Genomic DNA, 24292 nt, shown 5'->3' with positions numbered 1-24292 from the left:
CGCTCAAGCGTAATGGCCGCCGGACCGGGCGCGTCCGGGCTTTTGGCGCTCCCGCCCCCAGGACGGCCCCGCGGCGGCCTCGGCCCGTACGAACTCGCGCAGTTCCAGGAACTGGCCGAGCGGATCCGCAGCCAGATGCAGCCACGGGAAAGAGGTCGCGTACGGGCCGATGCGCCGGAACTCCTCCAGGGCCCGGGGCCAGCGCCTGCGCACGACGAGGACGTAGGCCAGCAGGTTGCGCACCTCCGCCGGCCAGGGGTCGCCCGCCTCGTACGCGCCGGACAGCTCGATGCCGAGATCGGCCGCCGCGTCGATCCGCTCGTGGGGGATGCTGGGGCCGCCCCCGCCCACCAGGTACGCGAACGCCGCGCGGGCCGGGAGCGCGCGGATCAAGGAGCCCGGCAGGGAGTCCTCGGCGGCCCGCTCGGCGAAGTCGAAGCACTCGCGGTGCGATCCGTACCACTGGGCCGAGAGGTACTGGAGGGCGGCCACATGGCAGCCGTAGTGGTGCGAGGAGCGCCGGATGGCCTCGCCCCACAGTTCCTCGAAGACGGTGTGCGAGGCGTGCGTGCCGCGGGCGTGGTCCAGCGCGATCCGCCAGGGCACCGGGTCGGCCGGGTCGCCGTCGGCCGCCGAGTGGATCAGCGGGGCCACGTCCCGCAGCCGCTCGGCGCGCGCCGGTGAGCCCCACGCCCGTACGATCGCCAGCTCCGCCTTCACGAGCAGCGCGTCCGGGTCGCGCGGCGCGTCGGCGAGCCAGCCTGCCAGCCACTCGGGCCGGCTCACCGCGAAGGCCGCGAGCCGCACGGTGTAGCGGTCGCGGTTCTCCCACTCGGCCCGCTCGCGGGTGGCGGCAAGGAGCGCCGCCGCCGTCTCGTACTCGCCGAGCGCGGCCGAGACCAGCGCGGGCGCGAGCCGGTCGTCGGGCGCGTCGAGCAGCACGTCCCGGCTGTCGGGCAGCCCGGCGGCCGGCGCCGGCGCCCCGCCCGGCTCGAACGGAACCGAGAGCCCGGGCAGATGCCTGGCCCGCCGTGCGGTGCGGAGCAGCGCGGATACGAATGTCATGGTGCGGACCATTGAAATCCGCAGGTGAGGGTGGCGCCAGGGGCCCGCTGTGAAGCTTTCGTAGCGGTGGTGAGGGTTGTACGGCCCGGGGTCAAGGCCCGGCAAATTCGCCCCCCGCGCCTTCTTCGCGGCGGCGGCCCCGGGTCCCGCCCGGGCCCGCCTCAGCCCCTGCGCAGCAGCCGCGAGGCGCCCGCCGCCACGGTGGTGGCCAGGATCCAGCCGAGCAGGATCAGCAGGGCCGCCGCCCACTGCCAGATGCCCGACAGCTTCCAGTAGCCGTCCTGGCCCAGATTGACCACCGGTATCAGGAGGTCGAGGGCGTAGAGCGCCGCGTTCCAGTCGGGGTGCTCGTCGGCTTTGATGGGCCGGGGGTCGTAGTGCGAGAACGCGAGGGTGCCGGCCGCCCACAGGACGGCCATCCACAGCGCGGCCCGGCCCGGCCGGTAGCCGTACGCCACCGTCAGATCCTGGAGCACACCCCAGGCCTTCCCGGCCAGCGGCAGCGTCTCGCGGCGCCTGCGCTGTTTGGCAAGGAGCACCTCGCGGGCGTCCGCGTCCTCGCCGCTGGCGCGCAGCACGCCCGCGAGCCGTTCGTAGGGCTCGGGCCCGTATTCCGGGGTCGCCGCCGTGACCCAGTCCAGGCGCTGGGCCAGCGTGAAGGCGCCGATCGGGATCAGATTCTCGTAGGCGAAGCCGTTCATCGTCAGGTGGCCCGGGCCCGGCCAGCTGTCCGCCATGTCGACCAGGTTGACGACCCGCGCCCCGGACAGCACCACCTTGCCGCGCTGACAGCGCTGCCCGGTGAAGCGCAGCTCCGGCGTCTGGATGCGGCGCAGCGACAGCTCCTGCGTCTCGCTGAGCAGGACCCGGGCCTGCGCCAGGTCCACCGCGTCCCCGAACCGGCCGTCGTCAAGACGCAGACCGCCCCGGCATTCGAACGGCTGGATAAGGGTCCCCCGTACGGGCGTGTTGGTGTAGTTCGTCCCGTACGGCGGTGTGGTGGCGGCCTGGTTGCCGCTCGGGTAGACGGACGCCGAGGTCAGATACAGGGTGCGCTCGACGATCAGCTGCGGCGCGTTCAGGGCCCGCCGTCCGTCCGGGTTGACCAGCCGGCTGCCGCGCAGGCTCAGCGTCACGCCGATCTTCGCGGCGCGCAGGCTCACCTCGCCGTAGGACTCGATCAGATCGGCCTGGAGGTCCTGGGCGACCATCAGGCCGTCCGCCGCGATGGAGCGGCCGTTGCGGTCGGCGTGCACCACGGCCTGGTTGAGCAGCAGATCGGTGCCGATGTGCGCGTCGGTCAGCCGGATGCCGGCGGCGACGCGGCAGCGCGGCAGATGCAGATCGCCCTCGGTGCTCAGGCGGGCCGCCTCGATCCGGGGAATGGCGCAGCTCACCATGCGTACCGAGGTGAAGTGGGCCTCGGGGAGAAGGAGTTCGTTCTCGAAGCGGCAGCCGCTCAGCTCGACGTAGGGGGTGATCGTGCCGCCCGACAGGTTGAGCGTGCCGGTGATCTGCACCCCGGTCAGCTTGAGCGCGGCGACCCGGCCCGGCAGCGCGGGCGGCCCGCTGAGCAGCAGCAGCGCCACGACCCTGGCCCGCACACTGCGCTCGGGACCCCACGCGCGCGCCGCGAACGGGTCGTCGCGCACCGGATTGCGGCTGCGCAGATCGTAGGTGGAGCCGTTGCGGAAGGCCCCCCACATGCCCAGCTCCGCCGGGCTGAGCCAGTCCGGTGCCTCCCCCGGATCGGGTGCCTCGGTCACTGCCGTCCCCTCGCCGTCCACCCTGACAGGAGGAACGCTAGTGGCCAGGGGTGACAGGGGGTGACGGCCGGGGCGCGTATCAGCCACTGATACGGGCGTCCAGTGCTCCGGAGCAGTCTGAGAGAATTGGACATGTGATCTCCCGAATCGATCTGCGCGGCACCGCCCTCCCCGAGGGCGGCGCCCTGCGCGACCTGCTGCCCCGTGCCGAGTTCGACGTGGAAGCCGCCCTGGAGAAGGTGCGGCCCATCTGCGAGGACGTGCGTCATCGCGGCACGGCGGCGCTGATCGAGTACGCGGAGAAGTTCGACGGCGTGCGCCTGGAGCGGGTCCGAGTGCCCGCCGAAGCCCTCAAGGACGCTCTGGAACACCTCGACCCGCAGGTCAGGGCCGCTCTGGAGGAGTCGATCCGGCGCGCGAGGACCGTCCACCGCGCCCAGCGCCGCACCGCCCACACCACCCAGGTCGTGCCCGGCGGCTCCGTCACCGAGAAGTGGGTGCCGGTCGGTCGCGTGGGCCTGTACGCCCCGGGCGGCCGCTCGGTGTACCCGTCCTCCGTGATCATGAACGTGGTCCCGGCGCAGGAGGCGGGCGTCGGCTCGATCGCGCTGGCCTCCCCGCCGCAGGCGGACTTCGGCGGCCTTCCGCACCCCACGATCCTGGCGGCCTGCGCGCTGCTGGGCGTCGACGAGGTGTACGCGGTGGGCGGCGCCCAGGCCGTCGCGATGTTCGCGTACGGCACCGAGGGCCCCGACGGATGCGCTCCCGCGAACATGGTGACCGGCCCCGGCAACGTCTGGGTCGCCGCAGCCAAGCGCTACTTCACCGGCCGTATCGGCATCGACACCGAGGCGGGCCCGACCGAGATCGCGGTCCTCGCCGACGACACCGCCGACCCGGTGCACGTCGCCGCCGACCTGATCAGCCAGGCCGAGCACGACCCGCTCGCGGCCGCCGTCCTGGTCACCGACTCCCTCGCGCTCGCCGAGGCCGTCGAGAAGGAGCTGGAGCCGCAGGTCGCGGCGACCAAGCACATCGAGGACCGGATCAAGCCGGCGCTCGCCGGACGCCAGTCCGCGATCGTCCTGGTCGGCTCCATCGAGGACGGCCTCAAGGTCGTCGACGCGTACGGCGCCGAGCACTTGGAGATCCAGACCGCCGACGCCGCCGCCGTCGCCGACCGGGTCACCAACGCGGGCGCGATCTTCGTCGGCCCCTGGGCCCCCGTCTCGCTCGGCGACTACTGCGCGGGCTCCAACCACGTGCTGCCCACCGGCGGCTGCGCCTGCCACTCATCGGGCCTGTCCGTGCAGTCCTTCCTGCGCGGCATCCACATCGTCGACTACACGCGCGACGCGCTCGCCGAGGTCACCCACCACGTGGTGACCCTGGCCGAGGCGGAGGACCTGCCGGCGCACGGCGCGGCTCTGAAGGCCCGCTTCGACTGGAAGGTGCCGCAACAGTGACCGGCTTCGGCATCGACGACCTCCCCGTACGGGACGAGCTGCGCGGCAAGTCCCCTTACGGCGCGCCCCAGTTGGACACCCCCGTCCAGCTGAACACCAACGAGAACCCCTACCCGCTGCCCGAGCCGCTGGTGGCGCGGATCGCCGAGCGGGTCGCCGACGCGGCCAGGAACCTCAACCGCTACCCCGACCGCGACGCGGTGGAGCTGCGTACGGAGCTGGCGACCTACCTCACCCGCACCGGCAAGTACCCGGTGGCGGTCGAGAACGTGTGGGCGGCCAACGGCTCCAACGAGGTCATCCAGCAGCTGCTCCAGACCTTCGGCGGCCCCGGCCGCGCCGCGATCGGCTTCGAGCCGTCCTACTCGATGCACGCCCTGATCGCGCGCGGCACCGGCACCGGCTGGATCCCGGGGCCGCGCAACGAGGACTTCACCATCGACCTCGCGGCGGCCGAGCGGGCCATCGCCGAGCACAGCCCGGACGTCGTCTTCATCACCTCGCCCAACAACCCCACCGGCACCGCGGTGGCCGCCGAGACGGTCCTCGCGCTGTACGAGGCGGCCCAGGCGGCGAAGCCGTCGATGGTGATCGTGGACGAGGCGTACGTCGAGTTCAGCCACCGCGACTCGCTGCTCCCGCTCATCGAGGGCCGCCCGAACCTGGTGGTCTCGCGCACCATGTCGAAGGCGTTCGGCGCGGCCGGGCTGCGCGTCGGCTATCTCGCCGCGCACCCCGCCGTGGTCGACGCCGTGCAGCTCGTACGGCTTCCCTACCACCTGTCGGCCGTCACCCAGGCGACCGCGCTCGCGGCCCTCGAGTACACCGACACCCTGCTCGGCTGTGTCGAGCAGCTGAAGACCGAGCGGGACCGGCTCGTCACCGAGCTGCGCGGACTCGGCTACGAGGTGACCGATTCGGACGCCAACTTCGTCCAGTTCGGCCGCTTCGACGACAGCCACACCGTCTGGCAGCGGATCCTCGACCGGGGCGTCCTGGTCCGGGACAACGGAGTGCCGGGATGGCTGCGGGTCACCGCGGGCACCCCGGCCGAGAACGACGCGTTCCTCGACGCGGTCCGTCAACTGAAGAAGGAGCAGAGCGCATGAGCCGCGTGGGCAGGGTGGAACGCACCACCAAGGAGACGTCCGTCCTCGTCGAGATCGACCTCGACGGCAGCGGAAAGGTCGATGTGTCGACCGGGGTCGGTTTCTACGACCACATGCTCGACCAGCTCGGCCGCCACGGCCTGTTCGACCTCACGGTCAAGACCGACGGCGATCTGCACATCGACACCCACCACACCATCGAGGACACCGCGCTCGCGCTCGGCGCCGCCTTCAAGCAGGCCCTCGGCGACAAGGTGGGCATCTACCGCTTCGGCAACTGCACCGTCCCGCTGGACGAATCCCTCGCCCAGGTGACCGTCGACCTGTCGGGCCGCCCCTACCTCGTGCACACCGAGCCCGAGAACATGGCGCCGATGATCGGTGCGTACGACACCACCATGACCCGGCACATCTTCGAGTCCTTCGTGGCCCAGGCGCAGGTCGCGCTGCACATTCACGTACCGTACGGACGCAACGCGCACCACATCGTGGAGTGCCAGTTCAAGGCGCTCGCCCGGGCGCTGCGCTACGCCAGCGAGCGGGACCCGCGCGCCGCCGGAATCCTTCCTTCCACCAAGGGTGCCCTGTAAGCATGAACGGCCTCAACACCATCCTGATCGTCCTCGGCCTCTTCCTGGTCGGCGGCATCATCTCCTTCGTCAAGCAGGGGATGCCGAAGAGCCTGATCGTGGTCCTGTCCTTCGGCGCCGTGATGTGCCTGGCCGCCGGAATCCTGCGACTGGACGTCTGGTCATGAGCACGCCCGCCAAGAAGGTCGTCGTCTTCGACTACGGATTCGGCAACGTCCGCTCCGCCGAGCGGGCCCTGGTCCACGTCGGCGCGGACGTCGAGATCACCCGCGACTACGACCGGGCCATGAACGCCGACGGGCTGCTCGTGCCCGGCGTCGGCGCCTTCGCCGCCTGCATGAAGGGGCTGCGCGACGCCCGGGGCCACTGGATCGTGGGGCGCAGGCTCTCCGGCGGGCGCCCGGTGATGGGCATCTGCGTCGGCATGCAGATCCTCTTCGAGCGCGGCATCGAGCACGGCGTCGAGACCGAGGGCCTTGACGAGTGGCCCGGCACCGTCGAGCCGCTGAACGCGCCGGTCGTGCCGCACATGGGCTGGAACACGGTGAAGGCGCCGGGCGACAGCGAGCTGTTCGCGGGCCTGGACGCCGACGCCCGCTTCTACTTCGTCCACTCCTACGCCGTGCGCGACTGGAGCCTCGAAGTCACCAACCCCAAGATCCGTGCTCCCCGCGTCAGTTGGGCCACCCACGGGGAGCCGTTCGTCGCCGCGGTGGAGAACGGTGCGCTGTGGGCCACCCAGTTCCACCCCGAGAAGTCCGGCGACGCCGGAGCCCAGCTGCTCACCAACTGGATCGGAACCCTGTGATGGCTGCCCTCGAACTCCTCCCCGCCGTGGACGTCCGCGACGGCCAGGCCGTACGCCTGGTCCACGGCGAGTCCGGCTCCGAGACCTCCTACGGCTCGCCCCTCCAGGCGGCCCTCGCCTGGCAGCGCTCCGGCGCCGAGTGGCTGCACCTGGTCGACCTGGACGCGGCCTTCGGCACCGGGGACAACCGCTTGCTGATCGCCGAGGTCGCCGGCGCCATGGACATCAAGGTCGAACTGTCCGGCGGCATCCGCGACGACGCCTCCCTCAAGGCCGCTCTGGCCACCGGCTGCACCCGCGTCAACCTGGGCACCGCGGCCCTGGAGACGCCCGAGTGGGTCGCCAAGGTCATCGCCGAGTACGGCGACAAGATCGCGGTCGGCCTCGACGTGCGCGGCACCACGCTGCGAGGCCGTGGCTGGACCCGCGACGGCGGCGACCTGTACGAGACGCTGGCCCGTCTGGACTCCGAGGGCTGCGCGCGCTACGTCGTGACCGACATCGCCAAGGACGGCACGCTGACCGGGCCCAACCTGGAGCTCCTGAAGAACGTCTGCGCCGCCACCGACAAGCCGGTCGTGGCCTCCGGCGGGGTGTCCTCCCTCGACGACCTGCGCGCCATCTCCGAACTGGTCCCGCTCGGCGTCGAGGGCGCGATCGTCGGCAAGGCCCTGTACGCGAAGGCCTTCACGCTGGAAGAGGCGCTTGAGGTGGTGGCGGCATGAGCGACGGGATCCGCAGGATCTCCTGCGGCGACGCCTCCGAGGAGCGCTTCGGCTCCTCGCGCGTCGTGGAACTGCCGGGCGGCCTCGTCCTGGTCGGCGGCTGCACGTCGACGACGGCCAACGGCCGCATCGACGAGGCGGGCCCCTATGAGCAGGCCGTCACCGCGTTCGGTCTCGCCATCAAGGCGCTGGAGTCCGTGGGGCTCGGCCGCCAGGACGTGGTGCGCACCCGTACGTACCTCACCCATGCCCGTGACGTCGACGAGGTGGGCCGCGCCCACAAGGAGCTCTTCGCCGACGTGCGCCCCGCCACCACGATGCTGATCGTGTCGGGGTTCGTCGACCCGAGCCTGGTCGTACAGGTCGAGGTCGAGGCGTACCGGGGAGGTGCGGCCGCATGACTCTGGCGGTACGCGTCATCCCCTGCCTGGACGTGGACGGCGGCCGCGTCGTCAAGGGCGTCAACTTCCAGAACCTGCGCGACGCGGGCGATCCGGTCGAGATGGCCAAGCTGTACGACGCCGAGGGCGCGGACGAGCTGACGTTCCTCGACATCACGGCGTCGTCGGGCAACCGCGAGACGACCTATGACGTGGTGCGCCGCACGGCGGAGCAGGTCTTCATCCCGCTCACCGTCGGCGGCGGCGTACGCACCGCCGACGACGTGGACAGGCTGCTGCGGGCCGGCGCGGACAAGGTGGGCGTCAACACGGCCGCCATCGCCCGCCCCGATCTGATCCGCGAGATCGCCGAGCGCTTCGGGCGCCAGGTGCTCGTCCTCTCCGTCGACGCCCGGCGCACCGAATCCGGCTCCTTCGAGGTCACCACGCACGGCGGCCGCGAGGGCACGGGCATCGACGCGGTCGAATGGGCGCACCGCGCGGCCGAGTTGGGGGCGGGGGAGATCCTGCTCAACTCGATGGACGCGGACGGCACGAAGGACGGCTACGACACGGAGATGATCGCGGCGGTCCGCCGTCACGTCGGCGTGCCGGTGATCGCCTCCGGCGGCGCGGGCGGCCTGGCCCACTTCGCCCCCGCGATCGAGGCGGGCGCGGACGCGGTCCTGGCCGCGTCGGTCTTCCACTTCGGGGACCTGCGCATCGGCGAGGTCAAGAACGCCCTACGAGAAGCGGGCCACCCGGTCCGCTGACCCCGGGTCGCCTGGGGCACGGCACACGTCGCCGCGCGCCCGCGCCTCGGGGCGTGCGCGGCGGCAGCGTGCCGGGGTCTGGGGCGGCGCCCCGGCCCTTTTCCGCAGCCGTTGCGCAGCTTTTATTGCGCAAGTTTAATTGCGCAAGTTTTCTTGCCCGTCTACGCTGACGGAATGACAGGCAACGGCAGCCGCCGCATCACCGACGTCGGCACGCTCAAGGCGTTCGGCCACCCGCTGCGCATGAAGCTCTACCGCGCGCTCTACGTCGCCCGCACGGCCACCGCCTCCCAGCTCGCCGAGCAGGTGGACGAGGCGGTCTCGCTGGTCAGCTACCACCTGCGCAAGCTCGCCGAGCACGGTCTGATCGAAGCGGCCGAGCCCCAGGGCAGCGACGGGCGCGAGCGGTGGTGGCGTCCCGCGTCGGACGGCGTCAGCTACCGGCACGAGGACTTCAAGGACGCCCCCGAGAAGGTGGCCGCGCACACCTCGGTGACCCGGCTCCTGGTGGAGCAGCGCATGGAGCTCCACCGCGCCTTCCTCGACCAGATCTCCGCCTGGAGCGCCGAGTGGACGGGCGCCGCGTTCAGCGGCGAGTACGCCACCCGGCTGACCCCCGCCGACGTGCGGGAGATGGAGGACGAACTGGACGCCGTGGTACGGAAGTTCAAGGAGCGCGGCGAGGCCGCGACGAAGGCCGGCGACACCGAGGGACGCGAGAACGTCGCGGTCCACCTGTACGGATTCCCGTTCCGCGTCTGACCGTTCGGTGTCTGACCGTTCCGCGTCTGACCGTTCCGTGTCCGGCCGTTCCGTGTCCGACCTTCCCGCCCGCGTTCGAGAGGCCCGCCATGCCGAGCGCCACCCTCATACCCCCGGCCGCCGCCGCCCGCCCCGCGCACCGCGACGGCAACGTCCTGCGCTGGCTCGCCGCGTACACCTCATCGCTCGTCGGCGACAGCGTGTACTACATGGCACTGGCCTGGGCCGCCGCCCGCTCCGGCAGCGCGGGTCAGGCCGGGCTCGTCCTCGCGGTCGGCGCCGTGCCGCGGGCGGTGCTCATGCTCGGCGGGGGAGTGATCGCCGACCGGTTCGGGCCCCGCCGGGTCGTCATCGGCAGCGACGCCGCCCGCAGCGTGATCATCCTGGCCATGGCCGGGGTGCTGCTCGTCACCGGACCGCACCTGTGGCTCCTGATCGTCCTCGCCCTCGTCTTCGGCGCCGTGGACGCGGTGCTGCTCCCCGCCATCGGCGCGCTGCCGCCCAGGATCACCGGCCCCGGCGAACTCGCCCGGGTGCAGGGCCTCAAGGGGCTCGCCGCCCGGATCGCCAACATCACCGGGGCCCCGCTCGGTGGGCTCGCCGTGGCGCTCGGCGGCACCGCCGCCACCTTCGCCGTGGCGGGCGCCCTGTTCGCGGCCTCGACCGCGCTGCTCCTGCGGGTCCGTATCGCCCGGCTCGACGGCGACGGGCACCCGACGAAGAAGCCGCACCTGCGCGAACTCACCGACGGGCTCCGCTACATCCGCGGCCATCAGCTGCTCGCCCCGCTCATGCTGGTCATCGCCGTCGGCGAACTGGGCTTCGCGGCGCCGCTCAACATCGGGCTCACGCTGCTCGCCCAGGAGCGGGGCTGGGGCGCGTCCGGCATGGGCTGGATCGTGGCGGCGTTCGGCGCGGGCGCGGGGGCCGCGTCGCTGCTGCTCTCCGTCCGCGGCCGCATCCCGCGCGCCGGTCTCGTCCTGCCGCTGTCCCTGCTCGGCGGCACCACCGCCATCGCGGGCCTCGCGTACGCCCCCTCGGTCGTCCTCGCCGCCGTCGCGGGGATCTTCATCGGCCTGCTCGCCGGGCTGAGCGGCGCCTTGTGCGGGGCGCTGACGCAGACCACCACGGAGCCCGCCTACCTGGGCCGGGTCACCGCGGTCGCCTCCCTGTTCACCATGGGCATCGCGCCGCTCGGCTATCCGCTGGCGGGCGCCGCGATCGGCGCCTGGGGCACAGGACCGGTCTTCCTGGCCGGCGCGGGCGTGTGCGCGACGGGCGCGCTGATCGGCCTCGCCTCCCGCCACCTGCGCCGCGCGGAACTCCCGGGCTGAGCGCCTCGGGCCCGGCGCGCGGTCCACGCCCGGCACGCGGTCCGCGCCCGGCGGGATCCGCGCCCGAACCCCGCCCGGCGCGCCCGGCGCGTCAGATCCCGAGCTTCGCCTCAAGCGCCCGCGAGGCCGCCTGCTTCTCGCCCTCGATCTCGACCCGCGCCGCGTCCTGGCGCCCGTACGCGAAGAGCGTCAGCTCGCCCGGCTCGCCGGTGACCGTCACCACCGGGGTGCCCTTGCGGGCCACCGCCGTCTGCCCGTCGGGGCGGCGCAGCACGATGCCCACCGGGGACTTGCGGCCCACCACCCGGGCTGCCTTCTCCAGGCGGGACCACAGCGCGTCGGAGAACACCGGGTCGAGTTCGCGGGGCGTCCAGTCCGGCTGCGCCCGGCGCACGTCCTCGGCGTGGACGTAGAACTCCACCGCGTTGGCGCCCTCGTCGACCTGCTTGAGGCTGTACGGCGAGAACTTCGGCGGACCGGTGCGGATGAGCTGGATCAGTTCTTCGTACGGCTTCTCGGCGAACTCGGCCTGCACCCGGTCGAGGCGGTTCTTGAGCGCCCCGATCAAGATCCCTCCGGCCGCGTCGAGGCGCCGTTCGCGCACCACGACGTGGGCCGCGAGTTCGCGGGCCGTCCAGCCCTCGCAGAGGGTCGGCGCCTCGGGGCCGGCCGCCTCCAACAGGTCGGCGAGCAGAAGCCGTTCACGCTTGGCATGGGTCGACATGTCCGCCAGCGTACGGCCGCCCGGGGCGTCCGGACAGTGGACGCACCGCCGGGCCCCCCGGCGGCCACGGCAGAATGGGAGCATGACCAGCAATCTCGACCCCGCCATCGCCGCCCGCCTCAAGCGCGGCGCGGATGGTCTGGTCCCGGCCATCGCCCAGCAGTACGACACCGGTGAGGTGCTGATGCTCGGCTGGATGGACGACGAGGCCCTGCACCGCACCCTGACCACCGGCCGCTGCACGTACTGGTCGCGCAGCCGTCAGGAGTACTGGGTCAAGGGCGACACCTCCGGGCATGTCCAGCACGTGAAGTCGGTGGCTCTCGACTGCGACGCGGACACGGTCCTGGTCAAGGTCGACCAGGTGGGCGCGGCCTGCCACACCGGGGACCGCACCTGTTTCGACGCCGACGTACTCGACCTCGGGAAGTAGCCACCAGCCATGGACCTCGACACCTTCCGCAAGCTCGCCGTGGACCGCCGCGTCATCCCCGTCCACCGCCGTCTGCTCGCCGACGGCGACACCCCCGTCGGCCTCTACCGCAAGCTCGCGGGCGAGCGCCCGGGCACCTTCCTGCTCGAGTCGGCGGACCGGGGCACCTGGTCGCGCTACTCCTTCGTCGGCGTGCGCTCCGCCGCCACCCTCACCGCACGCGACGGCGAGGCCCACTGGATCGGTACGCCTCCCGTCGGCGTCCCCACTTCGGGTGATCCGCTGGCCGCCCTGAAGGCGACCGTCGAGGCCCTGCACACCCCCCGGGACCTGGCGGCCGGGATGCCGCCCTTCACCGGCGGCATGGTCGGCTACCTCGGCTACGACATCGTGCGCCGCCTGGAGAAGATCCGCGAACACGGGCGCGACGATCTCCAACTCCCCGAGCTGACCATGCTGCTCACCTCCGACCTCGCGGTGCTCGACCACTGGGACGGCTCGGTCCTGCTCATCGCCAACGCGATCAACCACAACGACCTCGACACCGGGGTGGACGAGGCGTACGCGGACGCGGTGGCGCGGCTCGACGCGATGGAGGCCGACCTCGCGAAGCCGGTCGAGTACGCGCCGGTCGCGCTGCCCGCCTCCGAGCTGCCCGCGTACACCGCGCTGTGGGGCGGCCGCGACTACCAGGGCGCCGTCGAGGACATCAAGGAGCGCGTCCGGGCCGGTGAGGCCTTCCAGGTGGTGCCCTCGCAGCGCTTCGAAACCCCGTGCGCGGCAAGCGCGTTGGACGTCTACCGGGTGCTGCGGGCAACCAACCCCTCGCCCTACATGTACCTGTTCCGCTTCGACGGCTTCGACGTCGTCGGATCGAGCCCCGAGGCGCTGGTCAAGGTCGAGGACGGGCGGGCGATGGTCCATCCCATCGCCGGGACCCGGCCGCGCGGCGCCACCCCGCAGCGCGACCAGGCGCTCGCCGACGAGCTGCTTGCCGACCCCAAGGAGCGCGCCGAACACCTCATGCTCGTCGACCTCGGCCGCAACGACCTGGGCCGGGTGTGCGAACCCGGCTCGGTGGAGGTCGTGGACTTCATGTCGATCGAGCGGTACTCGCATGTGATGCACATCGTGTCGACCGTGACCGGCCGGGTCGCCGAGGGACGCACCGCCTTCGACGTCCTGACGGCCTGCTTCCCGGCCGGCACGCTCTCGGGTGCCCCCAAGCCCCGCGCGATGCAGATCATCGAGGAGCTGGAACCCAGCCGCCGCGGGCTCTACGGCGGCTGCGTCGGCTATCTCGACTTCGCCGGTGACTCCGACACCGCGATCGCGATCCGCACCGCCCTGCTGCGGGACGGCACCGCGTATGTGCAGGCCGGAGCCGGCGTGGTCGCCGACTCCGACCCGGTCGCGGAGGACGAGGAGTGCCGCAACAAGGCGGCCGCCGTCCTGCGCGCCGTCAACACGGCCAACCAGCTGGGCGCCCGGGCCTGAGCCCGGGACGCCGTCGTCCGCGTATCAGCCGGTGAACGCGGCGGTCCCGTTCGGGGTGCCGAGCCCCGACGGGCCGTCGTAGCCGCCGGCGCCCTTGCACAGGTAGGACGGTGAGCAGCTGCCGTTGGACCCGCTCGTCACGTCGTTGAGCGAACCGGGGTGGGCGTAGGGGAACGAGGCCGGCGTGGAGCCCGAGGAGGGGGTGCCCGCCAGCGCGTACACCGCGGCGATCAGCGGCGACGAGGCGCTGGTGCCGCCGAACACCTCCCAGCCCGGGTCGCCGCCGTAGGTGTCGTACACCGCGACGCCCGTGGCCGGGTCGGCGACCGCCGAGACGTCCGCCACCGTCCGCCTGGCGCAGCCGGTGTCCTTCTGCCAGCTCGGCTTCGCGTCGTAGGCCGAGCAGCCCGAACCGGCCCCGCTCCACACGCTCTCGGTCCAACCCCGGCTGGTGGAGGCCGACTTGAGCGAGGTGCCGCCGACGGCGGTGACATAGCGGGAGGAGGCCGGGTACTCGGCGCCGTAGCCTCCGTCGCCGGAGCTCACGGTGATGGCGACGCCCGGGTGGTTGAAGTACTGGGTGTCGTAGGAGGTGTCGGAGGAGGACTCGCCGCCGCCGTAGCTGTTGGAGACGTACTTCGCGCCGAGCGAGACCGCGGTGTTGACGGCCGTGCCGAGGTTGGCCATCGAGGAGGACTTGGCCTCGACGAGCAGGATCTTGCAGTTGGGGCAGGCTGCGCTGACCATGTCGAGGTCGAGGGATATCTCCTCGGCCCAGCCGGCGTTCGCGCTCGGCAGCGTCGACGTGCCGGTCTGACCGACCTTCTTGAAGCAGCCGTTGGCCGTGGTGCAGGCCGGAAGTCCGTACTGGGAGCGGTAGGCCGCGAGGTCGGACGCCGCGTTGGGGTCGTCGTAGGCGTCGACGATCGCCACCGTCCGGCCCGAACCGGCTGTCGCCGAGGGCAGTTTGTACGCGGACTGGAGCGAGGAGGGACCGAGCCCCGAGGGCGCCGCCGCGCCGGTCGCGGTGCGCTCGGCGGCCGCCGGGGCGAGTGTGCCGCCGGTCACCTTGAGCGCCTGGCAGGCCATGACGTCCCGGTGCGTCGGCGCCGCGCAGGAGCGCACGGTCGTGACATGCGCCGCGTTCGCCGCGACGGAGGGGCTGGTGGCCGCCTGGGCGAGGGGAGTTGCCAGGGCGAGCGCCGCGGCGGCGAGCGCTGCGGATACGGCGGTGGGGGAGAGGGTTTTGCGCAACGTGACTCCTTGGGGATGTGGGTGGACCCGGAGTGCGTGGGGGGTGCGCCGTGCTGTCCGTGCGGCGTGGTGCGCGGCACGGACCGCGGTGAACCTAGACCTGACGCGCCCATGCCAACAAGCGCGCGGTGCGAATCTCTATCGCCGCTTTGCCTTCGAGGATTGTTCGGGGGGCGTCCCCGGCCCGTTCAGGAGAATGCGCTGACTGTTCGATGGCCGGGCGCTTGCCCGTTCTTGGTTTCCCGCGCGTCCACTGAGGGCCCCGGGTGCGGCTCCGGGCCGCGCGCAGGCGATAGTGGAGTACGTGAGTGCCGCATCCCTACCCGAGCCCCGTGCCGAAGCAGCCGCGCCGTCCGCCCGCGGCGGCGGCCGCCGCAGCCTGGCCGCCGCGCTGCTGGCCGGCGCCGTCGGCGCCGCCGTCGTCCTCATGGCCTCCGGGCAGACCTGGGCGCACGGCGACGCGAGTGTCGGCGGCGGCGCGCTGCCGCTGAAGGCGTCCGGCGGCGACATCACCGGCGTGCCCTCCGCCCTCGCGATCGTCGGGCTCGCCGCTCTGGTCGCGGTCTTCGCGGTGCGCGGCGCGGGCCGCGTCCTGGTCGCGGGCCTGCTCACGCTGAGCGGCGCGGGCGCCGCCGGGACCGCCTGGCTCGGCGTCGGCGACAGTGCGGCCCTGGACGAGAAGGCGGCCAAGGCCAGCGGCGACGCCGCCGCCACCGTCACCGCGCTCACCCACACCGGCTGGCCCTACGTCGCCGTCGCGGGCGGCGTCCTGCTGCTGCTCGCCGGGCTCCTGGCGCTGCGCTTCGGGCCGGTCTGGCCCGCGATGGGCGGCCGTTACGAGCGCGACGGCACCCCCCGTCCCCGCAAGGCGCGGGCCGCGGTGGACCCCGAGCGCCCCGAGGAGATCTGGAAGGCGCTCGACCGGGGCGAGGACCCCACCCGCGAGAGCTGACCCCCGCACTCGGGCACACCTCGGCGTGCGGGACAATGGCATGAGCACCGGTTCGACGACAGCGGTGGCAGCGACACGGTCGCCGGCACCGGGCCGCCACCAGCGCCCGCCACGACGGCGAACCACGCACGGCACCCGCTACAACCGCGAAAACCGCGAACAACCGCGCGGCCACCGCGACCGACACGGAAACACTTACGAGGAGCATCCCCCATGGCGAAGAGCGGCCACGGCCACACCCCGGCAGCATGGACCGGGGTCATCATTGCCTTCATCGGATTCTGCGTGACCTGCGTCTTCATAGTGGCCGCCAACCCGGTGGGCTTCTGGGCCGGCATCGCCCTCCTCGCCGTCGCCGCCATCGTGGGCGGCGTCATGAAGATGGCCGGGCTCGGCACCCCGAAGGACACGCCCGAGATCCAGCGCATGCGTGAGGACGCCGCCGCCAAGGTCCGCGCCCGTCTCGAGGCGCAGGCCGGCTGAATCCTCCAGCCACCCCTGAAAGGCGCAGCCCCACCCGGGCTGCGCCTTCGGATCCGACCGGGGACAATCGCCGCGTGGACGCAGCCCAGCCGAACCCCGCGCCGTCACCGCCCCGTCCGGGCCGTCCCCCGGGCGCCGCGCCGCGCGCGCTCCTGGTGCCCCTGGCCACGCTCGCCGCGGTGGCCTCGGCGTTCGCCTACGTGGGCCTGGTCGACCCCAACGAGCCCGGCCACTACCCCGTCTGCCCGCTCTACGGCCTCACGGGCCTGTACTGCCCGGGCTGCGGCGGGCTGCGCAGCGCGCACGACGTCGTCACCGGCCACCTCGCCGCGGCCCTCGGCGCCAATGCGCTGGCCGTCGCCGGCTATCTCCTCTTCGCGGTGTGCTGGGTCCTGTGGGCGGTGCGCTCGGCCCGGGGCCGGCCCCTGCGGATCGAGCTCAGCGACCGCCAGTGGTGGCTCGTGGGGGTCGTCGTGGTGATCTTCTCCGTCGTCCGGAATCTGCCGTTCGGCTCCGTGATCGCGCCCTGACTGTGCGGCTGAGGCCCAGGTGACGTCCACGTGCTGGGACGGGAATCAACCGGATGTGATCCCTTCGCCTCGGTACGGATACCATCGACATGGCTGATCGTGACCGTTTGCCGCGGTCACCCTCGTCCTGACCGACATCACCGTCCCGGAAGGGGGCCGCTCGCGTGAGTGTGCTCGACGAGATCATCGACGGCGTTCGCGCCGACCTCGCGGAGCGGCAGGCGCGGGTCAGCCTCGACGAGCTGAAGGAGCGCGCCGAGAAGGCGCCCCCGGCCCGTGACGGGGTGGCGGCGCTGCGCTACGACGGCGTGAAGGTCATCTGCGAGGTCAAGCGCTCCAGCCCCTCCAAGGGCGCGCTCGCGGCGATCGCCGACCCCGCGGCGCTGGCCGCCGACTACGAGGCGGGCGGCGCGTCCGTCATCTCCGTGCTCACCGAGGAGCGCCGCTTCGGCGGCTCGCTCGCCGACCTGGAGGCCGTGCGCGCCAAGGTCGACACCCCGATCCTGCGCAAGGACTTCATCGTCACGGCCTACCAGCTGTGGGAGGCCCGGGCGCACGGCGCCGACCTGGCGCTGCTCATCGTGGCCGCCCTCGACCAGCCGGCCCTGGTGTCGCTGATCGAGCGCGCCGAGTCCATCGGGCTCACCCCGCTGGTCGAGGTGCACGACGAGGACGAGGCCGAGCGGGCGGTCGACGCCGGCGCCAAGATCATCGGCGTCAACGCGCGCAACCTGAAGGACCTCAAGGTCGACCGCACCACCTTCGAGCGGGTCGCCCCGGAGATCCCCGACCACATCGTCAAGATCGCCGAATCCGGTGTGCGCGGCCCGCACGACCTGATCGCCTACGCCAACGCGGGCGCCGACGCCGTACTGGTCGGCGAGTCCCTGGTCACCGGCAAGGACCCCCGCGCCGCCGTCGCCGACCTGGTCGCCGCCGGCGCCCACCCGGCCCTGCGTCACGGGCGGAACTGACCCGTGCCCATCTCCGCCCGTCTCGCCCCCGGCTGCCGCCCGCGCGGCTGCCGCGCTCCGGCGCGCCGGGTGCACGGGCGGCGGGTGCGGTATGTGATCGGCTCGGAGCCCGGCCAGGTCAACGGCATGCGATGGCGCGGCGGCCCGAGCGCCGCGTGAGCCGGGCCCCGCAAGGGGCGCGGGGAACCGCGCGACCAGCCACGACGGTCTGAAGTCGCGCCTCCACCTCAGCACCCGCGGCGCCTGGGCGCAGCCCTGCCAACCAGCCAACCCAGGACCGGGGCACACACCGCCCCCGCGAGGTATCCGCATGCCTGAGCACGACTTCTTCGTACCCGACCCGGAGGGCCAAGTCCCCAGCCCCCAGGGCTACTTCGGCGCCTACGGAGGCAAATTCATCCCCGAGGCGCTGGTCGCCGCGGTCGACGAGGTGGCCGTCGAGTACGACAAGGCCAAGCACGACCCCGCCTTCGCGGCCGAGCTCAACGAGCTGATGGTCAACTACACCGGCCGGCCCAGCGCCCTCACCGAGGTGCCCCGGTTCGCCGAGCACGCGGGCGGCGCCCGGGTCTTCCTCAAGCGCGAAGACCTCAACCACACCGGCTCACACAAGATCAACAACGTGCTCGGCCAGGCGCTGCTCACCAAGCGCATGGGCAAGACCCGCGTCATCGCCGAGACCGGAGCCGGCCAGCACGGCGTCGCCACCGCGACCGCCTGCGCCCTGTTCGGCCTCGAATGCACCATCTACATGGGCGAGATCGACACCCAGCGCCAGGCCCTGAACGTGGCCCGGATGCGGATGCTCGGCGCCGAGGTCATCCCCGTCGCCTCCGGCAGCCGCACCCTCAAGGACGCCATCAACGAGGCGTTCCGCGACTGGGTCGCCAACGTCGACCGCACCCACTACCTCTTCGGCACGGTCGCCGGACCCCACCCCTTCCCCGCGATGGTGCGCGACTTCCACCGCGTGATCGGCGTCGAGGCCCGCCGCCAGATCCTGGAGCGCGCCGGACGCCTGCCCGACGCGGCGGTCGCCTGCGTCGGCGGCGGCTCCAACGCCATCGGCCTCTTCCACGCCTTCATCCCGGACGCCTCCGTACGCCTCATCGGCTGCGAGCCCGCCGGCCACGGCGTGGAGAGCGGCGAGCACGCGGCGACCCTGACCGCGGGCGAGCCCGGCATCCTGCACGGCTCGCGCAGTTACGTCCTCCAGGACGAGGAGGGCCAGATCACCGAGCCCTACTCGATCTCGGCGGGCCTGGACTACCCGGGCATCGGGCCCGAGCACTCCTACCTCAAGGACATCGGCCGCGGCGAGTACCGCGCGGTCACCGACGACGCCGCGATGCAGGCCCTTCGCCTGCTGTCGCGCACCGAGGGCATCATCCCGGCCATCGAGTCGGCGCACGCGCTCGCGGGCGCGCTCGACGTCGGCAAGGAGCTCGGCAAGGACGGTCTGATCGTGATCAACCTGTCCGGCCGCGGCGACAAGGACATGGACACGGCCGCGCGCTACTTCGGCCTGTACGGCACCGACGCAGAGGTGGCCGCCGACGCCGCGGGCCTCGCCGAGATCGAGGGAGACGCCAAGTGAGCGGCAACGTGACCCTGCTGGACGCCACCCTGGCCAAGGCGAAGGCCGAGGACCGGGCCGCACTCATCGCCTATCTGCCGGCCGGCTTCCCGACCGTCGACGGCGGCATCGAAGCGGTCAAGGCCGTCTTCGAGGGCGGCGCCGACATCGTCGAGGTGGGCCTGCCGCACAGCGACCCGGTCCTGGACGGCCCCGTCATCCAGACCGCCGACGACATCGCCCTCAAGGGCGGCGTGAAGATCGCCGACGTGCTGCGCACCGTCCGCGAGGCCCACGCGGCCACCGGCAAGCCCGTCCTGGTCATGACGTACTGGAACCCCGTCGACCGGTACGGCGTCGAGCGCTTCACCGCCGAGCTCGCCGAGGCCGGCGGCGCGGGCTGCATCCTGCCCGACCTGCCGGTCGAGGAGTCCGGGGTGTGGCGCGAGCACGCCGAGAAGCACGGCCTCGGCACGGTCTTCGTGGTCGCCCCCAGCAGCAAGGACGCCCGCCTTGCCACCATCACGGCGGCCGGCTCCGGCTTCGTGTACGCGGCCTCCCTGATGGGTGTCACCGGCACCCGGGAGTCGGTCGGCGCCTCGGCCGAGGACCTGGTGCGCCGCACCCGGGCCACCACGGACCTGCCGGTCTGTGTGGGCCTCGGCGTCTCGAACGCGGCGCAGGCCAAGGAGGTCGCCGCCTTCGCCGACGGCGTGATCGTCGGCTCGGCCTTCGTCAAGCGCATGCTGGACGCCCCCGACCACGCGGCGGGCCTGGTCGCCGTACGGGAACTGGCGGCCGAGCTCGCCGAAGGCGTTCGCCGGGCGCACTAGCGCGCTCCTCGCACAGCTCACCCGTACGGGTGGAAGTGGGACCGGGGAGGCACGGGCGTGCCTCCCCGGTTCGTTGCTGCGGGTGTGAGTGACAAGAACCCCGATGCGAAAAGGGCCGCGCGTGACCGGCTCATCAAGGAACGCGAGCAGCGCAAGGCGGGCGAGCGGCGCCGCCGGCAGCTGATCGTGGCGGGCGCCGTGGTCGGCGTGCTGGCCCTGGCCGCGGTGATCGGCGTGATCGCCGCCAACGCGGGCGGCGGCGACAGCGCCAAGAGCGCGAGCACCGCCGGCCCGATGGTCGCCCCCAGCGGAGCCGATGAGAAGGACCAGCCGGCCATCCCGGCAGGCGCCGCCGACGCACCCTCCACGCTCACGGTGTGGGAGGACTTCCGCTGCCCGGCCTGCGCCGCCTTCGAGAACGGCTTCCGCTCGACCATTCACGAGTTGGAGAAGAACGGCCAGATCCGCGTCCAGTACCACCTGGCCACCCTGATCGACGACAAGACCCGGGGCGGCGGTTCGCTGCACGCGGCCAACGCGGCGGCCTGCGCGCAGGACGCGGGCAAGTTCACCGCGTACCACGACGTCCTCTACACCAACCAGCCCGACGAGACGGACGACGCCTACGCCGACAACAACAAGCTGCTCGACCTGGCCAAGAAGGTCCCGGGCCTGGACACCCCCGCCTTCCGCTCCTGCGTCCAGAACGGCACGCACAACAGCTGGGTGGTGAAGTCCAACGAGGCCTTCCAGGCGGGCAAGTTCAACGGCACGCCCACCGTGCAGCTCAACGGGGTGTCCATCTTCCCGATGAAGGGCAACGAGCAGATCAGCCCGGCCAACCTGAAGAAGTGGGTCGCCCAGGCCAACAAGGGCAAGGCGCCGGGCAAGACCACAGCCAAGGCCACGGCGCCCGCGTCCTGACCTCGGGGGGCTCTCGTTACTCATAAGTTGCCGGGCGGGTTGCCGCCGCGCCCGCCCGGCACGGTAGCGTCGACCCTGCCATGGAACTTGCCTTCATCCCCAGCCCGTCGACCGGGGTGCTCCACCTCGGGCCGATCCCGCTGCGCGGCTATGCCTTCTGCATCATCATCGGTGTCTTCGTCGCCGTCTGGTACGGCAACAAGCGGTGGATCGCCCGCGGCGGCCGCACCGGCACCGTCGCCGACATCGCCGTCTGGGCGGTGCCCTTCGGCCTGGTGGGCGGCCGGCTCTACCACGTCATCACCGACTACCAGCTCTACTTCAGCGAGGGCGAGGACTGGGTCGGCGCCTTCAAGATCTGGGAGGGCGGCCTCGGCATCTGGGGCGCGGTCGCGCTCGGCGCGGTCGGCGCCTGGATCGGCTGCCGCCGCCGGGGCATCCCGCTGCCGGCCTGGGCCGACGCGCTGGCCCCCGGTCTCGCCTTCGCCCAGGCGATCGGCCGCTGGGGCAACTGGTTCAACCAGGAGCTGTACGGCCGCCCCACCGACGTGCCCTGGGCCCTGAAGATCAGCGAGGGCCCGAACCGGATCGCGGGCACCTACCACCCGACGTTCCTGTACGAGTCGCTGTGGTGCCTGGGCGCCGGTTTCCTGATCATCTGGGCCGACCGCCGCTTCAAGCTGGGCCACGGCCGGGCGTTCGCGCTGTACGTCGCCACGTACTGCGTAGGCCGGTTCTGGATCGAGTACATGCGGGTCGACGAGGCCCATCACATCCTGGGCCTGCGCCTGAACGACTGGACGGCCGGCGGTGTCTTCCTGCTCGCGGTCGCCTACATCGTGATCTCGGCGAAGCTGCGCCCGGGCCGCGAGGAGATCGTCGAGCCGGGCGCCCAGGACGACGGGGCGCCGGTGTCCCTGGACAAGCCCCGCGGCGCGGGGGACGCGGACAGCCCGGCAGAGCCGAAGGCCGCGGCCGGTGCCGCGACCGCGACCGGGGCCGGGACCGCGACCGGGGCCGCGACCGAGCCCAGGGACGAGCCGGTCTCCGGGACGATCTCCGAACCGAGGGACGAGCCGAAGGCGGAGTCGTCGGCGGCGCGACCGGAGCCGAAGAAGGCCTGACCGAGCCGGCCCGGGCAGCGCGAAGGCCCGGGCGGCGCGAATCCCTGGGCAGCAGGAAGCTCGGGCGGCACGAAGCCCCGGGCCGCACGAAGGTCCGTACAGCAGGAAGCCCGGGCGGCGCGAAGGTCCGGGCGGCACGAGGGCCCGGGCGGCGCGAAAGTCCGTACAGCAGGAAGCCCGGGCAGCAAGCGCCCGGGCCGGCCTGCCACCCGCTCCCCTCCGAGGCGTTATCCGTTGATCTCGGAGCGGTACGGCATCGACGTCGCCGCCCCCGGGCGCTGGACCGACAGCGCGGCCGCGCTGGAGGCCCACGTCAGCGCGTCCGTCATCGGGCGGCCCTCGGCCAGCGCCACCGCGAGGGCGCCCACGAAGGTGTCGCCCGCGCCGGTCGTGTCCACGGCGGTGACGGGCGGGGCCAGCACCGCCACCGGCTCGGGCTGGGAGCGCGACGCGTACAGACAGCCCCGCGCGCCCAGGGTGATCACGACCTGGGGCACCTGCGCGAGGAGCGCCGCCGCCGCCCGCTCGGGGTCGCCCGAGATGCCGGTCAGCGTCGCCGCCTCGTGCTCGTTGGGCACCAACAGGTCGGTGTGGGCGAGGAGTTCGGGCGGCAGGGGCTGCGCGGGGGCGGGCGTGAGGATCGTGGGGACCCCGTTGCGGCGGGCCGCTTCGGCGCCTTCGATGACCGCGCTCATCGGCAGCTCCAGTTGGAGCAGCAGCGACTGCGCCCCGGCGATCGAGGCCCGGTCGGCGTGGCTGAGCGAGGTGACCGACGCGTTGGCGCCGGGGATGACGACGATCGCGTTGCCGCCGTCGCCGTCCACCACGATGTGCGCGGTGCCGGAGGGGCCCTCGGTGGTGCGCAGCAGGTCGATGTCGACGCCCGCGTGTTCGAGGGTGGCGCGCAGCCGGTCGCCGAACTCGTCGGTGCCGACCGCGCCGATCATCGCGACCTCCGCCCCGGCCCGGGCCGCGGCGACCGCCTGGTTGGCGCCCTTGCCGCCGGGAACGGTGCGGAACTCGTGGCCGGTGACGGTCTCGCCGCTGCGGGGCGCGGTCGTGACGTAGGCGACGAGGTCCATGTTGGTGCTGCCGAGCACGGTGATCCGGGTCATGCCGGGATTGTCTCCCGAGGGCGCCCGGATATGTGCCCGCGCGCGGACGCGGCGCGTTCGGCGGGGCGGTCCGCCGGGGCGGCCCACCGGCTCCACGGAGGTCACCCTTAGTGAGCCCACCCTCACTAAGTAAGGCCTTGCTTGCTGGCGCGGCCCTTACATCGAGCGTAGTTTCGACGCTGTTGAGGGGGCGCGGGACGTGGATGTGCCCGCTGCGAGACGCAAGGGGATAGCTGTGTCCATCATTGATACCGAAGCGACGCTGCACGAGGCGCACCGCGACAACCACACCCACCGTGACGTCAACGGTGGCTGGCTGCGCCCGGCCGTGTTCGGCGCGATGGACGGCCTGGTCTCCAACCTCGCCCTGATGACGGGTGTCGCCGGCGGCGCCGTCTCGCACCAGACCATCGTCATCACCGGGCTCGCCGGTCTCGCGGCCGGCGCCTTCTCGATGGCGGCCGGCGAGTACACCTCGGTCGCCTCGCAGCGCGAGCTCGTGGAGGCCGAACTCGACATCGAGCGGCGGGAGTTGCGCAAGCACCCGGCCGACGAGGAGCGCGAGCTCGCCGAGCTGTACATGTCGCGCGGCGTCGAGCCGGGCCTGGCCCGCGAGGTCGCCCGCCAGCTCTCGCGCGACCCCGAGCAGGCGCTGGAGATCCACGCCCGCGAGGAACTGGGCATCGACCCCACCGACCTGCCCTCGCCCCTGGTCGCGGCGGTGTCCTCCTTCGCCTCCTTCGCGCTCGGCGCGCTGCTGCCACTGCTGCCCTATCTGCTGGGCGCGAGGGCGCTGTGGCCCGCGGTGCTGCTCGCCCTGGTGGGCCTGTTCGGATGCGGCGCGGTGGTCGCCAAGGTGACGGCCCGCTCGTGGTGGTTCAGCGGCGTGCGCCAGCTGGCTCTCGGCGGCGCGGCGGCCGCCCTGACCTTCGGACTCGGCCACCTCTTCGACACCGCCATCGGCTGACGGACGCCAAGCGAGAAGGACCACCTCACGGGGGCGGAGCCGACCTGGCTCCGCCCCCGTGTGACATTCGTCCTGCCCGTGAGCGGGCCTCGGGCCGTAGAATGGCGGAGTATGCAGGCGGCCACATA

At 72.7% G+C, this 24292-nt stretch carries 27 protein-coding genes; 22 read left to right on the top strand and 5 right to left on the bottom strand.

Annotated features, from left to right (window positions below; all coding sequences use genetic code 11):
* Nucleotides 1-3 precede the first annotated feature (3 nt).
* Together ABR738_RS11055 and ABR738_RS11050 are read right to left on the bottom strand one after the other, a co-directional pair.
* Entirely contained in the window at nt 4-1077 is a 1074-nt protein-coding gene (locus ABR738_RS11055; RefSeq protein ID WP_350229790.1) for a hypothetical protein, read from the bottom strand.
* 149 nt (nt 1078-1226) lie between these two features.
* A complete protein-coding gene (locus tag ABR738_RS11050; RefSeq protein WP_350229789.1) occupies nt 1227-2831 on the bottom strand; it encodes an oxidoreductase in 1605 nt (534 codons plus the stop codon).
* Nucleotides 2832-2965: 134 nt separating this feature from the next.
* On the opposite strand from ABR738_RS11050, the gene hisD reads away from it, so the two are divergent.
* The 10 genes from hisD (at nt 2966) to ABR738_RS11000 (ending at nt 10778) form a co-directional block, all read left to right on the top strand.
* On the top strand, nt 2966-4297 hold the full coding sequence (hisD, locus tag ABR738_RS11045) for a histidinol dehydrogenase (protein WP_350229788.1): 1332 nt from the start codon (nt 2966-2968) through the stop codon (nt 4295-4297).
* Entirely contained in the window at nt 4294-5406 is a 1113-nt protein-coding gene (locus ABR738_RS11040; RefSeq protein WP_350229787.1) for a histidinol-phosphate transaminase, read from the top strand. Before hisD ends, ABR738_RS11040 begins: the two co-directional genes overlap by 4 nt.
* On the top strand, nt 5403-5996 hold the full coding sequence (gene hisB / locus ABR738_RS11035) for an imidazoleglycerol-phosphate dehydratase HisB (protein WP_350229786.1): 594 nt from the start codon (nt 5403-5405) through the stop codon (nt 5994-5996). The genes ABR738_RS11040 and hisB overlap by 4 nt, the downstream gene beginning before the upstream one ends.
* Before the next feature lie 2 nt (nt 5997-5998).
* Nucleotides 5999-6163 carry a CG2302 family histidine operon protein gene (locus ABR738_RS11030; protein ID WP_267053718.1) on the top strand — a complete coding sequence of 55 codons (165 nt, stop codon included), beginning with the start codon at nt 5999-6001 and terminating at the stop codon, nt 6161-6163.
* Complete coding sequence (gene hisH / locus ABR738_RS11025; RefSeq protein WP_350229785.1) at nt 6160-6804, top strand: imidazole glycerol phosphate synthase subunit HisH; 645 nt, start codon at nt 6160-6162, stop codon at nt 6802-6804. The genes ABR738_RS11030 and hisH overlap by 4 nt, the downstream gene beginning before the upstream one ends.
* Nucleotides 6804-7529, top strand: coding sequence for a bifunctional 1-(5-phosphoribosyl)-5-((5-phosphoribosylamino)methylideneamino)imidazole-4-carboxamide isomerase/phosphoribosylanthranilate isomerase PriA (gene priA, locus ABR738_RS11020; protein WP_350229784.1), 726 nt, complete (start codon nt 6804-6806; stop codon nt 7527-7529). Before hisH ends, priA begins: the two co-directional genes overlap by 1 nt.
* Nucleotides 7526-7930, top strand: a complete 405-nt coding sequence (locus tag ABR738_RS11015) for a Rid family hydrolase (RefSeq protein ID WP_350229783.1) — start codon at nt 7526-7528, stop codon at nt 7928-7930. Before priA ends, ABR738_RS11015 begins: the two co-directional genes overlap by 4 nt.
* Entirely contained in the window at nt 7927-8682 is a 756-nt protein-coding gene (gene hisF, locus ABR738_RS11010; RefSeq protein ID WP_350229782.1) for an imidazole glycerol phosphate synthase subunit HisF, read from the top strand. Before ABR738_RS11015 ends, hisF begins: the two co-directional genes overlap by 4 nt.
* A gap of 174 nt (nt 8683-8856) precedes the next feature.
* Entirely contained in the window at nt 8857-9444 is a 588-nt protein-coding gene (locus ABR738_RS11005) for an ArsR/SmtB family transcription factor (RefSeq protein WP_350229781.1), read from the top strand.
* Between the two features lie 89 nt (nt 9445-9533).
* A complete protein-coding gene (locus ABR738_RS11000) occupies nt 9534-10778 on the top strand; it encodes an MFS transporter (RefSeq protein ID WP_350229780.1) in 1245 nt (414 codons plus the stop codon).
* A 91-nt stretch (nt 10779-10869) separates the two neighbouring features.
* Here ABR738_RS11000 and ABR738_RS10995 read toward each other — a convergent pair whose 3' ends face one another.
* Nucleotides 10870-11502, bottom strand: coding sequence for a TIGR03085 family metal-binding protein (locus ABR738_RS10995; protein ID WP_350229779.1), 633 nt, complete (start codon nt 11500-11502; stop codon nt 10870-10872).
* A gap of 82 nt (nt 11503-11584) precedes the next feature.
* On the opposite strand from ABR738_RS10995, the gene hisI reads away from it, so the two are divergent.
* Complete coding sequence (hisI, locus tag ABR738_RS10990) at nt 11585-11935, top strand: phosphoribosyl-AMP cyclohydrolase (protein WP_100574534.1); 351 nt, start codon at nt 11585-11587, stop codon at nt 11933-11935.
* 9 nt (nt 11936-11944) lie between these two features.
* Complete coding sequence (locus tag ABR738_RS10985) at nt 11945-13432, top strand: anthranilate synthase component I (protein WP_350229778.1); 1488 nt, start codon at nt 11945-11947, stop codon at nt 13430-13432.
* 24 nt (nt 13433-13456) lie between these two features.
* On the opposite strand, the gene ABR738_RS10980 is transcribed toward ABR738_RS10985, so the two are convergent.
* Nucleotides 13457-14686 carry a S53 family peptidase gene (locus ABR738_RS10980; protein WP_502964064.1) on the bottom strand — a complete coding sequence of 410 codons (1230 nt, stop codon included), beginning with the start codon at nt 14684-14686 and terminating at the stop codon, nt 13457-13459.
* A gap of 295 nt (nt 14687-14981) precedes the next feature.
* On the opposite strand from ABR738_RS10980, the gene ABR738_RS10975 reads away from it, so the two are divergent.
* From ABR738_RS10975 to lgt, 9 genes are all read left to right on the top strand, one after another.
* Entirely contained in the window at nt 14982-15638 is a 657-nt protein-coding gene (locus ABR738_RS10975; protein ID WP_350229777.1) for a TIGR02234 family membrane protein, read from the top strand.
* A gap of 213 nt (nt 15639-15851) precedes the next feature.
* Nucleotides 15852-16121: an HGxxPAAW family protein gene (locus tag ABR738_RS10970; RefSeq protein WP_350229776.1), complete on the top strand. Its 270-nt coding sequence runs from the start codon at nt 15852-15854 to the stop codon at nt 16119-16121.
* 74 nt (nt 16122-16195) lie between these two features.
* Nucleotides 16196-16651 carry a DUF2752 domain-containing protein gene (locus ABR738_RS10965; RefSeq protein ID WP_350229775.1) on the top strand — a complete coding sequence of 152 codons (456 nt, stop codon included), beginning with the start codon at nt 16196-16198 and terminating at the stop codon, nt 16649-16651.
* A gap of 164 nt (nt 16652-16815) precedes the next feature.
* Nucleotides 16816-17625 (top strand): indole-3-glycerol phosphate synthase TrpC, encoded by an 810-nt coding sequence (trpC, locus tag ABR738_RS10960; RefSeq protein WP_350229774.1) that lies wholly within the window; start codon nt 16816-16818, stop codon nt 17623-17625.
* 3 nt (nt 17626-17628) lie between these two features.
* Entirely contained in the window at nt 17629-17784 is a 156-nt protein-coding gene (gene trpM / locus ABR738_RS10955) for a tryptophan biosynthesis modulator TrpM (protein ID WP_350229773.1), read from the top strand.
* Between the two features lie 151 nt (nt 17785-17935).
* Entirely contained in the window at nt 17936-19222 is a 1287-nt protein-coding gene (trpB, locus tag ABR738_RS10950) for a tryptophan synthase subunit beta (protein WP_350229772.1), read from the top strand.
* Entirely contained in the window at nt 19219-20034 is an 816-nt protein-coding gene (gene trpA, locus ABR738_RS10945; protein ID WP_350229771.1) for a tryptophan synthase subunit alpha, read from the top strand. Before trpB ends, trpA begins: the two co-directional genes overlap by 4 nt.
* A gap of 84 nt (nt 20035-20118) precedes the next feature.
* Nucleotides 20119-20958: a DsbA family protein gene (locus ABR738_RS10940; RefSeq protein WP_350229770.1), complete on the top strand. Its 840-nt coding sequence runs from the start codon at nt 20119-20121 to the stop codon at nt 20956-20958.
* Nucleotides 20959-21038: 80 nt separating this feature from the next.
* On the top strand, nt 21039-22082 hold the full coding sequence (lgt, locus tag ABR738_RS10935) for a prolipoprotein diacylglyceryl transferase (RefSeq protein ID WP_350229769.1): 1044 nt from the start codon (nt 21039-21041) through the stop codon (nt 22080-22082).
* 227 nt (nt 22083-22309) lie between these two features.
* On the opposite strand, the gene rbsK is transcribed toward lgt, so the two are convergent.
* A complete protein-coding gene (gene rbsK, locus ABR738_RS10930) occupies nt 22310-23197 on the bottom strand; it encodes a ribokinase (protein ID WP_350229768.1) in 888 nt (295 codons plus the stop codon).
* 235 nt (nt 23198-23432) lie between these two features.
* Between rbsK and ABR738_RS10925 the strand changes: the two genes are divergently transcribed.
* Nucleotides 23433-24164, top strand: a complete 732-nt coding sequence (locus tag ABR738_RS10925) for a VIT1/CCC1 transporter family protein (protein WP_350229767.1) — start codon at nt 23433-23435, stop codon at nt 24162-24164.
* Nucleotides 24165-24292 lie beyond the last annotated feature (128 nt).

Source organism: Streptomyces sp. Edi4 (assembly GCF_040253615.1).
GTDB lineage: Bacteria > Actinomycetota > Actinomycetes > Streptomycetales > Streptomycetaceae > Streptomyces.
The sequence above is the reverse complement of the archived record's forward strand: the minus strand, read 5'-3'. Positions and strand labels throughout refer to the sequence as shown.